Source organism: Halomonas sp. PAMB 3264 (assembly GCF_031954245.1).
Taxonomy (GTDB): domain Bacteria; phylum Pseudomonadota; class Gammaproteobacteria; order Pseudomonadales; family Halomonadaceae; genus Vreelandella.
Map to the genome: position 1 here is coordinate 1,317,312 of NZ_CP134866.1, position 14,788 is coordinate 1,332,099.

Annotated in this window: 8 protein-coding genes; 3 read left to right on the forward strand and 5 right to left on the reverse strand. The window is 60.2% G+C overall.

The genetic code is table 11. The annotated features are described in order from the left end of the window. Position 1 precedes the first annotated feature (1 nt). The 5 genes from RN347_RS05920 to RN347_RS05940 all read right to left on the reverse strand — a co-directional run bounded on the left by RN347_RS05920 (position 2) and on the right by RN347_RS05940 (position 7,418). Entirely contained in the window at positions 2 to 3,367 is a 3,366-nt protein-coding gene (locus tag RN347_RS05920) for a glycosyltransferase (protein WP_311960515.1), read from the reverse strand. 25 nt (positions 3,368 to 3,392) lie between these two features. Next, a complete protein-coding gene (locus tag RN347_RS05925) occupies positions 3,393 to 4,319 on the reverse strand; it encodes a PIG-L deacetylase family protein (RefSeq protein ID WP_311960516.1) in 927 nt (308 codons plus the stop codon). Between the two features lie 83 nt (positions 4,320 to 4,402). Continuing rightward, positions 4,403 to 5,350 carry a GNAT family N-acetyltransferase gene (locus RN347_RS05930; RefSeq protein WP_311960517.1) on the reverse strand — a complete coding sequence of 316 codons (948 nt, stop codon included), beginning with the start codon at positions 5,348 to 5,350 and terminating at the stop codon, positions 4,403 to 4,405. A 3-nt stretch (positions 5,351 to 5,353) separates the two neighbouring features. Continuing rightward, on the reverse strand, positions 5,354 to 6,634 hold the full coding sequence (locus RN347_RS05935; protein WP_311960518.1) for an ABC transporter ATP-binding protein: 1,281 nt from the start codon (positions 6,632 to 6,634) through the stop codon (positions 5,354 to 5,356). Beyond that, positions 6,624 to 7,418, reverse strand: coding sequence for an ABC transporter permease (locus tag RN347_RS05940; protein WP_311960519.1), 795 nt, complete (start codon positions 7,416 to 7,418; stop codon positions 6,624 to 6,626). The genes RN347_RS05935 and RN347_RS05940 overlap by 11 nt, the downstream gene beginning before the upstream one ends. Before the next feature lie 839 nt (positions 7,419 to 8,257). Between RN347_RS05940 and RN347_RS05945 the strand changes: the two genes are divergently transcribed. The 3 genes from RN347_RS05945 (at position 8,258) to RN347_RS05955 (ending at position 14,692) form a co-directional block, all read left to right on the forward strand. After that, entirely contained in the window at positions 8,258 to 10,183 is a 1,926-nt protein-coding gene (locus tag RN347_RS05945) for a hypothetical protein (protein WP_311960520.1), read from the forward strand. A 182-nt stretch (positions 10,184 to 10,365) separates the two neighbouring features. Next, the gene (locus tag RN347_RS05950) at positions 10,366 to 11,148 is read left to right on the forward strand and encodes a SapC family protein (protein ID WP_311960521.1); all 783 of its coding nucleotides are present in this window, start codon (positions 10,366 to 10,368) and stop codon (positions 11,146 to 11,148) included. 367 nt (positions 11,149 to 11,515) lie between these two features. Beyond that, a complete protein-coding gene (locus RN347_RS05955; RefSeq protein WP_311960522.1) occupies positions 11,516 to 14,692 on the forward strand; it encodes a cadherin-like domain-containing protein in 3,177 nt (1,058 codons plus the stop codon). Positions 14,693 to 14,788: the final 96 nt, after the last annotated feature.

Genomic DNA, 14,788 nt, shown 5'->3' on the forward strand with positions numbered 1-14,788 from the left:
GCTACGACTCCCGCAGCAAGCGGCTTTTCACCTTGCGCTGCCAGCCCGCCGGCACGTGCCGCGACAGCCCGCGCAGCAGCGGCCTTGCGCGCAGCCAGTAAAGTGTCGACACCATCGCCTTGCGCACGCGCATGGTGGTGGTGTCTTTTTGTGCCGCGTGTACCTGCCAGTGCGAGGGCAGTAGGGCAAGCTCGGCCTCGGGCCGCGCCGGGGCAATGGGCGTCACGTAGTGGTTGGCGTAGAAATCCGCCTGACCGTTGTCCCAATCGCCAAGGGCCGCGGTTTCGATAGTGTTGGCCGCCCGTGCAGGCAGCCCTTCGAACCATTCACACCACTGTTCGGCGGTGCTGTCCCAAGCCAGCAGCCAGGAACAGGGCCGCGCCTGAAGGCGTTCCGGCAGGGCGCCCAGGTTGCTTGCCACCACCGGCAGGCCCAGCTGTAAACAGGTGCTCAGCGTATAGCTGTAGGTTTCCGGCCAGATCGGCGGGAACCAGGCAACATGAGGCTGCCACGCGCTGACAAGGGCGGCCAGCTCGTCGTCGCGGTAGGCACCGGTGACGCTCAGGTTGGGTAGCGGCTTGAGCGAGCGGTAGGCGAATCCAAACAGCTTGAACTCGATGTTCAGCCCTTTTTTGCTGGCAAGCGCGGCCACGCTTTCGAGCACGTCCGCGCCCTTGATGATCGAAAGCGCGCCGATCACCGCCACGCGAAGCGGCTCGCCCTCCACGGGCGCCTGCCAGGCAGGCGCCGGGTAGCGAACGCCTTCCTGGTCCGGGTGAACCGCTACCTGAACCTCGAGTTCGGGAATGTAGCCCTTGAAGCGCTCGGCGGCGTCCTGGCTTGGCGAAATTACCCGGTCGCTTTTGAGCAGCCAGGCCGCGTGGCGCTCGCGCCACTGGGTAATGGTGCTGCCGTCCGGCGCCGGCTGCTCGGAAAGGCACTGTCGGCACTGCTCGACGCCTTTCTCACCGCAGTAGCGATGATCGATCGGCGTCAATGAAATTTGCGGGCACACGGCGTAGTAGTCGTGAAGCGTCACGTCCTGGGTGGCGCCCAGGGCGCCGGCGAGGTCGAGAATGCGCTTATCGAAGCCCAGCACGTGATGAAAATGCACGTGAGTCACGCCCAGCGCCTTGAGCATGTCGACCAGTTCGTCAAAGGCGTCCGGCAGCACGTAATCCAGCGCCATGGATTCGGCCTCATCGAGCATGGTCAGCCGCGCCCCACCCACCGGGCTTGGCCGCAGCATCAACCACTCCACTTCGCCTTTCAGCGTGGCCGCCAGCTCCTGGCAGTGGCGCTCGGTGCCGCCGCCACGCTGATGATTGACCATCAAAACGCGCGGTTTGGCGCTTTTTCGAAGCCGAGCCACGTCGATGTTCAGCCGCGCCTGGCGGGCCGGGTCCACCCCGATGAACGTGTGTACGCGAGATTCGTAGTCCGGGTGCAGCTCGTGCAGCACCTGCAGCGCCTTGGTCACGCGCTCCGGTTGGCTTTCGCCAAAGCTCACGCTGCCCTTGTGCCAGGCGAATACGTCGAGGGCGTGCAGGTGGCACCAGCCGGCTTTTAGCGTGCGCATGCAGAAGTCGTTCTCTTCGCCGTAGCCCTTGCCGAAGTTCTCGACATCGAAAAGGCCGACGTCATCGAGCGCTTCGCGGCGAATGTACATGCAAAAGCCAATACCGGTGGGAATCTCTACCGCCTGGCCCCGGTTGGTTTCTTCCACCAGCCGGTCGAGCTCGGAAAGCGTGAAGCCTTCCGGCAGGTGGTTGTCCTCGCAAAAGCGCGGGTAGCTGCAGATGGTTGCGTTGTTGGAAAACGGTGTCACGCTCGCCACCGGACGCGTGGTGGGGCGGTAGGCGGCGGCCACTAAACGGTCCAGCCAATCGTTGACCACCTCGGCGTCGCTATTGAGCAGTACCACGTCCGCGCTTTGCGAGTGGGCCATGCCGCGGTTCACCGTGCCCACGAACCCCAGGTTCTCCTCGTTTTCCAGCAGCAGCATCGGGCGGGTCTTCGCCGCCTCGCGAAGCCACTCGGTTAGCGCCGGCTCCGGACTTGCGTCGTTGATCACCACCAGCCGGTAGGCGTGCTGCGAGGTAGAGGCCCACACGCTCTCCAGGCAGTCGCGGGTTTCATCCAGGCCCTTGTAGACCGGCACGATGACATCCACCTCGCCCACGGGCTTTTTCTGTTTGGCAAGGGCGATCGGCAGGTCGTCGTCCGGTGAGGCGAAACGCTCCTTGAACGAGCCGTTTTTTAGCGCTCTGAGTTGTTCGGTCAGCCAGCGAAGCGGCGCGGTCAGGCGCATCGAGCGCGAGTGGCGCAGCGCGTGAAGTTCCTCGCCCAACAGATAAGCGCGGTGCTGGGCGTCGGCGTTCGCATTTTCCAGCGTTTGGAGTTGCTGGCGAAGCTGATGCTGCTCGCGTTCATGTGTTTGGGCCAGCGTGTCGAGCTTTTCCCAAACCCCGCCGTGAGCCTGGTGAAGCTCGCTGTGAAGGCTCTGAAGCTTCTCGTAATGCTCACGAAGCTCCAAAAGCTTGCCCTCGCGCTCGTGGTCGCGCTGATGAAGCGCCGCCTCGCTTGCGTGCAGCTGACGGGTGTCCCACTCCAGCTGCTCCAGCCGGTCGACCAGTGCGGCCAGCCCATTTTGTAGTAGCGTCTCGTCGACGTTAGGCAGCCACTTTTGCCATACCGCGCTGCGCGCCGCCTGAAAGGCGTCGATATCTCGTTGCTGCGAAAGCCCGGAATCGCCAAGCCCGAGCCGGTAGGTCGCGCTCGGCCCCGGTACGTGGATAAAGGCGCCATGTTGAGCCAGCGTGAGCCAGAAATCCCAATCCTCGAGCTGCTCGAACGCGGTATCGAAGCGGCAAGCGTTCTGTTGGACGACGTCGGTACGAAACAGCACCGCGTGGATCGGTAGCGTGTTGTGAACCAGTAGCTCGCCGGCCACCCAGGGCGCGTCCATGATGGACACTGCCTCGCCGTTGGTCTTTTCCAACCGCACGCCAGCGTAGGCGGCGGGCGCCTCGGGATGCGCGTTCAGCGCGTCGACCAGCCGAGCAATATGCAGCGGGTCGATCAGATCGTCGTCATCCAGGAATATCGCAAGCGGCGTCTCGACCGCGTCCAGCGCCGCGTTAGCCGCCTGGGCGCGCGGCAGGGGCTTATCGCTTTCGACCAGCCGGCACGCTACGTCGAGTTCGGGCAGGGCGCGGTGCGGCTCCCCCTTGGCATTGATGACCAGCACGTCGAGGTGCGGGTAGCGCTGAGCGTTCAGGGCATCGAGCGCCGCGTGCAGATGGTCACGGTCCATGCTGCGAATCAGTACGCTAACGCGCGGGAGAGTAGTGTTAGACGTTGACATAAACTTCCTGAATGAAAAACGCGCTTTAGCCGCGCCCTAATAGTGATTTTAGTCGCGAAAGCCAGCGCCAGCCGCGGGTGGCGTAAATGGTTTCAAGCATCTGCTCGGCGTGACGGCGGCGCTCTTCGCTCTGTGCAAGCGCCGTTTGAGTCTCTTGTTGGCGAGCCGAAAGCGCATCGAGCTTTTGATTTAGCGCTGATTGCGCCTGGGCGTGTTTCTCACGCATTTGTTCAAGTGCAGCCTCGCAGCGCCACAGCGCCTGATCCTGCACCGAGGGAAGCGTCAGATTCACCCCGTCCCGCGTGGCCTTGATGACGTGAAACGCCTCGGCCTGGGTGACGCCAAGCCCCAGCGTATAGCTGCGGTAGTGGTTGAGCCCGCCGATCTGATCCGCGTAGCGCTGCTCGCTAAGCTGCGAGTCAAAACACTGCATCGCGCGCGCCTTGCGTTCAAACACCGCGGAAATATCCACCAATTGGTTGGCGGGCAAGGGTACGCCGATCTCGTAAAGCGCAATCGATAAGGGTGTGTCTTGCGTGCTGGCATACCGCGCCCCGGCTTTCAGCGCCGCATCGCAGGCGGCGCGGTGGTCCGGGTGCATCTCGGTATTGGCAGGCGCGAGCAACAGATCCGGCTCGAAATCCAAAAGCGTGTTCAAAAGCCGCTCGGTCAGCGCCTCGATGGCCTGTTCAAGGCCGCGGTCGGCGAAATCCCAGTTGATTGGGGCGGGGTAGCCAAGAAGCGCGGCGGCCTCGGTCGATTCCGCCAGGCGCCGTTCGGCCCCCGCCCCCTGGGTGGCGATGATCACCTGAATCGTCGCGCCCTGGGCGGCCAGCTGGGCCAGCGCGCCGCCGCAGCCGAACACCTCGTCGTCCGGGTGGGGGGCCAGCACCAGCACGCGCTCGCCTTCCAAAGGCTGTGCCTGGTAGGGCACGTACCACGCTTCTCTCATCGCTTCATCCCTTTATCGATTGCGGGTATATCCGGGCGCTTGCTGTTCGTTGTCGATACGCGCTTGTCATAACGCCGCCGCTATCAGCGAAAATCCGTATCGCCGCCCGTTAGCCACCAGCGTTTTTCCACGTCCATGCCAAGCGCCAGGCCGTTGACCTGGCTTCCCGGCACCACCACGTCCGTTTCCTGCAAGGCGGGGCGCGTTTTGTTCAGGCGTTCGGCCACGGCGGGGGTCAGCCAGCCGATCAGCCGTTTGGCACCCATGCGCGCGGTCAAATGCTGCGCGCAGCGAACGGTCTCGGTGAGCTGCGCCTGCCCGGCGACGACGTCCAGAAGCTCAACGGTGTCGCTGTCGTGGGCGCGCAGCACGCACACCCCCAGCGCCCGGCCGGTCAGGCGCTCCCTGACCAGCCAGACCTGATAGCCGCGCGCCGGTGCCTCGATATAGCGGTGGGAAAGCCACGCCCAGTCGCGAACGCCTACTGCCTTGTCGCCAAGCCCCTGAGCCATGCGCGCCCATAGCGCATCCACCGTGGCGGCGTGCTCCGCGCTTACCTCACACGCCGTGGCACGCCAGTGGCGGGTGGGCAGGGCGGCCCACTCGGCCTCGAGAATACGGTCAGTTGAGCAGTAAAGCTTCAGGGCCTGGCCCAGGCGCGCGTGGCGGGCGTGGGGAAAGCCGAAAGCGAAGCGGTGAGCCAAATCCTGACCCACCTGCTCTTTGAAAAAGTCGTGAACCACCTGATAGAACGGCCCCTTGCGGGTCAGAATGCCGCGATAGGCCGGGTCGACCATCACATCGCCCATCTGCACCAGCGAACACGGCTCACCTTTCACCACGCCCCGGCGCGGCATGCCGCCGTTGAAGGCGATGATCGCATCATCATCCAGGCAGACCACGCCCGGCGACTCCGCCAGCCGGTACTTCCACCGCCAGGTGGCGGCGTCCATCGAATGGCCAAAGGCGCGCTCGAACAGCGCTAAAAGCGCCGGCTCGTCGGCCGGGGTGGCCCAGCGTGTTTGCCACATGGCTCAGCCCGCCTCCTGGTGTTTGCCAGAGCTTCCGGCCTGCCATTGGTGCGGCAGGCGCACCACGCCGCGGGCAACGCTTGACTGGGTCACGTGAAAGCTGCTGACCGGGTCGACCCACTCGTAGCTGTGCAGGCCGCGCTCGCAGAAAAGGTACGCCCCCACGTGGTACTCACCCTTGAGCAGCGCAAGCGCCTCGAAACGAATGGCGATACGCCCCTCACCGTGTTCGTTGCGCTCGGGCGTAACGCCTTCTTCCCAGCTGCCGGAGCTGGTGACGATCTGCCCCGCCGGGGTCGAAAGCGTAACCGCCACGCCCGGGCAGGCAAGGGCGGGGTCGCTGGCGAAGGCGATCTCGATGTCGAGCGTGCTTTCACCGCTGACCGCCGGGTAGCGAGCGTCCGGCGTTTTGCCATCGATCCGCACCTGCGTGCTGAGTAGCCGGGCGCTGCCCTGGGGGGCGGCGCGGCGCTGCTCCTCGGCGGCACTTTCGCGCACGCCGCGGCTCTGGTCGGTGTCGCCCATCAAAAACTGCTCGTAGCGCGGAATCACGATCGACGGGCTATCGTCGGCCAGCACTTCGCCGCCCTCGATCCACAGCGCCCGGTCGCACAGGTTCTCGACCTGGTAGAGCGAGTGCGAGCAGAACAGAATCGTCGCGCCGCGCTCGCGAAGCGCCATGATGCGATCGAACGACTTGCGCGCAAAGGCGCCGTCGCCGACCGACAGCGCCTCGTCGACCACCAGAATATCCGGCTCCACGCTCGTAGCGACCGCAAAGGCCAAGCGCACGTACATGCCGCTGGAGTAGGTTTTCACCGGCTGGTCGATGAAATCGCCAATGCCGGAAAACGCGTGAATCTCCTCGAACTTCTCATTTACCTGAGCGCGGCTAAGCCCGGCAATGGCCGCCGACATGTACACGTTCTCACGCCCGGTGAACTCCGGGTTGAAGCCCGAGCCCAGCTCCAGAAGCGCGGCGATCTTGCCGTTGACCACCACCTCGCCGGTCGACGGCGACAGCGTATTGCACACCAGCTGCAGGAGGGTGGATTTACCCGCGCCGTTGCGGCCCACCAGGCCCACGACCTCACCGCGCTTGACGGTCAAATCCATCGGTTTCAGGCCGCTGATGGTATCGAAGCGGGCGCGCTTGCTTAAGGATTTGAACTGCAATAACAGCCTGTCGAGCGGGCGCTCGTAGCGGTAGAACGTCTTGCTGACCCCGTTGAGCGCAATGGCGGTGTCGTCGTGCGCGGGGCGCTTTGTCGTATCAGAGCACATCGGCGAACCCTCCACGCAGTTTGTTGAACGCCCAGCGCCCGCTTACCAGCAGTACCAGCGCCACCACGATAAGCCCGCCTACAACGACCGGGCTTGGCCAGGCGCCCATGAAAATCACATCGCGAAGCTGGGTGATTAACAGCGCCAGCGGGTTCAAGAGATACACGCTCTGCCACTGTTCCGGCACGTTGGAAAGCGGGTAAAACACCGGCGAGAGAAACATCAAAACCGAGGTGCACAGCGCCATTAGCGGGCCGATATCGCGAAGGTAAACCCCCAGCGCCGAAAGCCACAGCGAAATGCCCACCAGCACGCCCGCAAACGGCAGGATCACCAGCGGAAGCGAAAGCCAGGTGATCTTAACCCCCACCAGAAGGGCGGTGATCAGCATTAAAAGCACCAGGCTCACCAGCGCTTGAAAGCTGGCCGCCAATACCGACGACACCGCTAAAAGCGGCAGCGGAAACACCACCTTGGTCACCAGGTTCGGTTGGCCGGTCACCAGCACGGGGCCGCGATTGACCACCTCGGCAAACCAGTTAAACGACAAAAGCCCGACGAACACCTGCAGCGCGAAATCCATCTGCGGGGTGCCGGTGGCCTCGACCGGCCATTTCAGATCGAAGAACCCGTAAAACACCAGGGTAAATGCGCCCAGCATTAAAAGCGGCGAGAGCAGCGTCCAGCCAAGGCCCAAAAGCGAGCCCCGGTAGCGGCCGGTAATGTCCCGTCGGGTAAACTGCCATAAAAGATGAAGATGGCGATGAAGGTTCAAAGCAGCCAAGGCGGGCTCCAGGGTCAAGACAAAGGCCGCTATCTTACCCTTACGACCCGGTGGTGCCAACCAAACGCCACCCCCGCGATCTGACGTAAATAAATGGTTTTTATTAAGAAATCAATTGAGAACAAGATGTTAAAGAACGTTGTTCTATAACCTGGGGCAGCGTTGCGCAAGGCATACCGCAAGGGGTGATCACGTGAACTTGCCAGCGCGATGCCGTGACAAGGCTTTAAGGCACCAACATCTAAAAGCCGGCTGCGGGTTTCAAAAGGCTTGGCTCAACGCGCTTGAGAGGGCGGGGCACACACAAAAAAGCACCCTTGAAAGGCCAAGCCGCTTTGCTACATAAGAGGGGCTGCATAAGGTGGGCTGAGTAAAAGGCCAGGCCCGGCGCGTGGCGAAGTAATAAGTAGTAAATGACTGGTTATAAAGTATTTGGCACTGGGTATGAGTAAGAATTATTAATCATACAATAAGGTATGAGAAACCCCGTTAATAGCGGCTTCGAGCGAAAATTCGAGTTCAAATGATTGATTTTCAAGGGTGTGAGCGCGCGGGGGAGTGCCCTAATAAAACGTTCGATGAAAAAGGGAACACTCAAGGAGGTTGCATCGATGGGGGAACGAAGGCATATTGCGTCCTGAGCGAGCAGGGACAGGTGGCGGTGCTCCAAGAGGTTAACCTGGTGCGCCATCAGTCGACCCATATAGGAAAAATGGGAGACGCTCAAGGCCCAATTGACGATATGGGCGAACTGTTCCATCATGCTTGGTGTACTTTCAAGCCTGGTTCTAAAGCTCAACCGACAACGTTGTCACGAAAAAGCAAGGAGTGGTACCTAAATGGCTATCAATGCACAACAGCAGCAGAACATCATCGCTCTGACCGTTGGTATGTTCAGCGCTGCCCCGGGCGCGCGTAATCTGTCCGATTTCGCCGCTAACTTCGAGTTCAACAACGGCTCTTACGTTGCTCTGGCCGACGCCCTGATCAACACTGGCGCGTACCAAAGCCAGTACGCCGGCATCGTCACTCTGGAAGGCCGCATCGATAAAGCGCTGGCTAACCTGGGTATCGACCAGGACTCCGACGGCTACGAAATCGCCCAAGCGCATTTCGCCGCTCGCGCCGAGCAGGGCTTCAGCGAAGCTGAAATCCTCGTCGAAGCGATCGAGTACCTGCTGGGTGACAACGCTGACGAAGCCTTCGCTGACGTTCAAGAGCAGCTGGCTAACCGCGTAGAAGTGGCTACCTACTTCAGCGTTGAGAAGCAACGTTCTTCCGACAGCTTGGAAGATCTGAAATCTGTCGTTGCCAACGTGACTTCTGACGACGCAACTGTTGAAACTGCCAAGCAAATCATCGACGACGGCGGATTCGACGCTGGCCAGCAAGGTCAGACGTTCACTCTAACTGCTGCAGTTGACGGCAGCGGCGGTGTTGATAACCTGGTAGGTACTGCTGGTAACGACACTTTCCGTGCTCTTGCTGAAGGCTCACTCGACAGCAGCGACATCATTGATGGTGGTGCAGGTCGCGACACGCTGAACATTAGTGATGGCGCGATTGCTACTACCGAAGATAGCACCGCAGCTCCGATCATTCGCAGCGTTGAGGTTATCAACAACCGTCATGCGACGACTCTGGACCTGAACGACGTAAGCGGTGCTCAGCGCATCAACTCGATTGGTACTGAAGCCGTAACCGTAGCTACAGCTTTCACTTACGAAAATGCTTCTGCCAGCACCGTTTTTGCTGCTAACAACCTTCAGGGTGTTGTAGCTTCCGGCGAAGACGAAGGTGACTCGCTCAACACTATCAACGTCAGCTACAGCGATGACGACTCCAACGACACCGCTAACCTGGCAGTTAACAACTCAGCCGTTAACTTTAACCTGGGTGATAGCAACAACATTGAAAACGTTGTTGTTAACGTTACTGGCAACAGCAACACCATCACACTGACTGACAATGACGGCACTGACAATGATGACGGCAACGACAACGTCGAAACCGTTACCATCACTGGTTCAGGTAATCTGAACGTTGCATTCGGCGAAGATCTGGACAATCTCGAGACTTTCGATGCGTCTGCAGCCACTGGTAACATCACTGCTACCTTTGGTATCGCCGGTGAAGGCAGCGAAGACGATAGCGAAATCACCGTTACTGGTGGCGCGGGTAACGACCTGCTCGCTTCCAACTTTGACAACGCTACGCTGATCGGTGGCGCAGGTAACGACATCCTCGGCGGTGGCGGTAGCAACCTGACCATGACCGGTGGCGAAGGTCGTGATGAATTCCATTTCAGCACGCTGAACGAAAACAGCACCATCACTGATTTCACCGCTGGTGAAGACGTGATTTCTCTGCTGCAAGATGCAGATGGTAACGGTTTGGCGTTTGCCAACTCTACCAACTCGGGCATCAACGGTGCTTCTGACCTGAACGCAGCTGATTTCAGCAAGTTTGCATCTTTTGCAAACCTGGATGCAGCCGCAGCAAATGGTCAGGTAGTTGTCTTCACCGAAGCCTTTGAAGACCAGGATGCGATTGAAACTGCATCTAACGCTTCTACCAACGCTTCTGGTACTGGTGAAGGTGTGAACGCTGAGTTCTTCTTCATGGCTTACAATGAAGAAGCAGGCAACGGTCAGCTTTACTACACCGACGGCGACGGTACCACTAACCTGGTAGCTGACGTTGAAGGCGTAGATCTGGCAGGCGTTCAAGCCCTGACTGCAGCTAACTTCGACGTCTACGTATAACGTAGCGCCGAACCGCTAGTACCGAACACTCGGTACGCGTCAAGCGAAAGGGAGCCTTCGGGCTCCCTTTTTCGTATGCCTCAAAGTGGGGGTTCGGTTTTAAGTAAATGATTTTTATGGAATCGCCGCACTTTTACCATGCCGGCGTTGTCCTACCCCGGTCACCCCACGGAGAAGATTTTATGACACGCTGGATCCCCGTTTCGACCACCGACCACGCCAAGGCCTACTACTGGCCGCGCCAGGGGTTGAGCTTTACCCGCGACGAGCAGGTCGTGCCGATTCTACTGGCTGAGCTGGGCAAGCTGCTGCCGCACTATACGCTGGGGTTTGTACAGCGCGACGGCGAGTACCAGCCGGTGGCGCTGCTCGGGCTGGGTCAGGGCAATCTGTACGTGACCCAGGGCGGCAAGTGGCTGGGCGGCTACGTACCCGCCGCGCTTCGCGGCTACCCGTTCAAGCTCGCTACCAACCCGGAAGGCCAGCAGGTGCTGTGCATTGCCGAAGAGCACCTGACCGACGACCCCTCCGCCTCGCCGCTGTTTAGTGAACAGGGTGAGCTAGCGGCCCCCATGCCCAAAATGGTCGAGTTCCTGAAGCAGAGCGAAAGCAACCGCCAGAAAACCCGCGCCTGCACCCAGGCACTGGCCAAGGAGAAGCTGATCAAGCCCTGGTCGCTGGAGTTCCCCCGCAAAGGCCACGAGCCGCTCAAAGTGGAAGGCTTTTACCGCATCGACGAAGCGGCGTTCAACCGCTTGAGCGCGATCTCGCTGCATCAGCTGCGCGGCGGGCCGCTGTCGCTGGCCTACGCGCAGATGTTCTCGACCCACCAGCTCAACCAGCTCACCGAGCGCGCCGAATTCCAAGCCAACTCGAAAAAGAGCCAGGCCGTACCGGAAAACCTCGACAGCGTCATCAACGGCGACGACGGCGAGTTCGACTTCGAGTTCGACTTCGATAGCTAAGCGGCTCTTGAACGTTTCAAGCGCTTTGGGTCGATACCGTTGGCTCTTGCTGCGCTTACGATTACAGCTCTTTAATAGAGCGCACTACGTTTGACTTCCCCCGGCCATGACCGGGGTTTTTTATCGGCATCCTTTCATCGGGTCGCCACTGGATAATCGACCGCCAGTGCTATCCAAAAAATGGTTGGATACAGGGTTTAATAAAGGCTTTTGGAACTATTTTATTCACTATTTTTTTGAAGCAAATAATTAGTTTTTTAAACTTCTGGGCGTATGATTGCCAAGCCAAGAGGCGCAATGCCGTTTGGCTAGAATGGGTTCTCAAAATAAGGCTTTTGCCCGTCACGGATCGGGCGAAGGGAGAAAAATGAACGAGTTTATTATTACCCGGCCCGGTCCCTTTCAGTACGAAGAATATGTTGATGGCGATGTGGATACCTATGCAGCGCGCACCGATGCACAAGGTACGCCTACACTCGCTGCGTGGCGTCTCGATAGTACTGGTCTCAACTCCTGGTATGGTGATTTGGATAGCCACACGGCTACTGATACGCGCGACAAATTCATATTCGAAGTGCCGCAGGACCGCGAGATAACAAGTATTTCGTTTTATTCGCCGTACATGCATGATCAGACGGGAACGTTCTCTTTTAGATCACTGGACGGTAGTTGGGGTTTCAAATCCTCAACTTATGGTTTCGCTCAGCCTGTGGACCTTTCAGCAGGCCAGTATGAACTCGTCATCGAGAGCGCCGCTGATTATTACATGCACTATTCGCTCTCTTTAGAAGTGAATGCTGTACATTCGAATAATGCGCCGACCTTCAGCGCCAAACCGCGCAACAGTATCGATCCGTACAACTCTTCTGCTCTGTTTTCTGACGTTTGGGCAAAAACCAATGACCCTGAACAGGTGTTTACTCAGTTAGAGCTGTTCGTTTCAGGCGTCAAGGATGGCACCGAGGAATTGCTGGTTCTGTCCGGTATGAGTATTCCTCTGGTCGCAGGTGCGCACGGGACGTTTCAGGCCGGCAGCTACCAGGTGTTTTACGATCTGGGCGGGCTGCGGGTTGAGCTCAACCAAATGGCCATGAGCGAAAACGATCTTGCTCATCTGGTGGCCGACGCGCGCTATCAGCATACCGGCAGCGCCCCGACCGGCGGTAGCCGCGAGGTGACGCTGGTATCGGTCACCGATAGCGGCAGTAATCACAATTTCACCCCGCTTGGCATTACCACGTCGTTTGATGTGGCGGGTGTAAACCAGCCGCCCGTGCTGCAGACGAGTTGGCTGCCGCTGACGTTCATCGAAAAGGGGTTGCCCCAGCCCATCGACCCCTTTTTGACACTCTCCGATGTCGACAGCCCGACGCTTGAAAGCGCCCGCGTGGCCATTGTAGGCGGTTTTGCACCGGGGGATACCTTAACGCTTACCGGCTTCAAGTCCACGCTCGCGAGTGATATCAAAGCGTTTTTCGATACCACGACCGGTGTGCTCACGCTGGGGGCTACCACAAAAGGCGTTACGGTCGAGCAGTGGCAGTCGGTGCTGCGCTCGGTCGTCTATGAAAACGCCTCGGCGAGCCTTGCGTCTGGCAAGCGCCTGTTCGAATTCAGCGTCAGCGACGGCCAGCAACAAAGCGTGCCGGTGTTCCAGACCATGAGCGTGACGGCGGTGAACGATGCGCCCAAGCTCGTCATCAATAGCGGCGCGTCGGTGCTGGCGGGCCAGAGCGTGGTGCTGGACCAGAAGATGCTGGGCGCGATCGACCCTGACGATGCGCCAAATGAGCTGACCTACACATTAAAGATCGCGCCCCAGGGCGGTACGCTGATGCTTGGCGGGCTGGCGCTGAAAGAGGGTGGCTCCTTTACCCAGGCTGATATCAACAGCGGCCTGGTGCGTTTCGACGCGGGTGGTAAAGCGGGCCAGCATGACATGGTGTTCAGCCTGGCCGATGGCGGTGAAGATGGCGCGCTGCCGATCACCGGACAGGTGTTTAGCTTTAATGTCTCGGGCCCGGCTGCTCCCGGCCCGTTACCTACGCCTGGCCCGGCACCCGCGCCCGGCCCGGCACCGGCGCCAAATGTACCGCCCGTGTCGGACTGGCTCGAGCCGATCACGCGCCAGCCTTCGCTCGATACCGCCTCGGGACAGCCGTCGCTTCGCGAGCTTATCGTCAATAGCGCCGGGCAGTCAGGAGCCGTGCGTCTCGTTGAGAACTCCGGCAGTGCGAACGTGGTGACCGCGACGCTTCCGGGTAAAGCCTCGCTGGTTCACGAAGGGTCGCGCAGCGCTACTACGCGCAGCGACGCATTGGCAGACCTGGTGGCGGCGGTGAATCAGAAAGCGCCGGCCAATCAAAGCGAGCAGGTCGAACTTGCCACACGATGGCTGTCGTCTCGCGAAGAGGCAGCGTTGATCGATCTGCGCACCCTGACGTTCAGCGCGCAAAGCGAGCTCGATGCCCCAATCAAGCTGGTCGGCGCACCGAGTAGCGTCTCAAGCGCGGCCAAGGCCTTTGTTATCGATGCCACGAACCTGGCCGGCGGTGGGCGCTTTGAAATCGCGCATATCGATTTCGTCAGCCTCAAGGGCAGCGCTCGTTTAGCCGCCGGCGCGGGCGAAAGCGTCATCGTTGCCGACGATGCGCCGGTGCAGGTCACTCTTGGTGAAGGCCAGGGCATCGTGATCGGCGGGGCGGGTGATGACCTGTTGATCGGCGGCGCGGCCAATAATTATCTGGAAGGCGGTACGGGCAGTAATCGCCTCTATACCAAGGGCGGTGACGACACCCTAGTGGGGGGGAACGGCGTGGACGCTGTGCGCTTCGATAGCGCGTTCGAGGCCGCCACGCTTACCCGCGACGACAATGGACAGCTAATCGTTTCGGCCGAGAGGGCAGGGCGCAATACGCTGGTTAATGTCGAGCTTTTACGCTTCGACGACCAGGTGGTGCTCGTGGATGCGCCGTCGCTTGCGAACACGGCGCTAGTGCTGTTCGACGAGGCGGTCTATCTGGCGCGCAACGCCGATGTGGCGCTGGCCGTTGAGCAGGGAACGTACGCCAGCGGCCGCGAGCACTTCGAACGCTTTGGCGTCTTCGAAGCGCGCCAAAGTGCTGATGAGCTCGATACCGCCAACATGGCGTTCGACGAGGCGTTCTATCTGGCGCACCATCCGGACGTCGCCGCCGCGGTGGCCGAAGGCCTTTTTTCAAGCGGGTTCGAACACTATCGACTGTTTGGCGAGCAGGAGGGCCGCAACCCCAACGTGTTGTTCGACGAGCGCGCCTACCGCACCACCAATGCGGATGTCGATGCGGCGATCGAGCAGGGCATTTTCGACAGTGCCTACATGCACTATCGCTTGGCCGGGGAGAGCGAAGGGCGTACTCCGTCTGCCTGGTTCGATCTGGCGGACTACAAGGAGGCGAACCCGGACGTGGTCGCGGCAGGCGTCGGCGTATTGGGCCACTACCTACAGTTCGGTATGACCGAGGGCCGGACGATTACCGCCGCCGATGACGCTCTTTGGGGCTGATACGCAAGACCTTGATGAACGCCCCCGTCTGTTGGCGGGGGCGTTTCTTTGAGTCCGGCGCTTGATAGCTTCGTTATGTTTATTTGCTGCGCTACT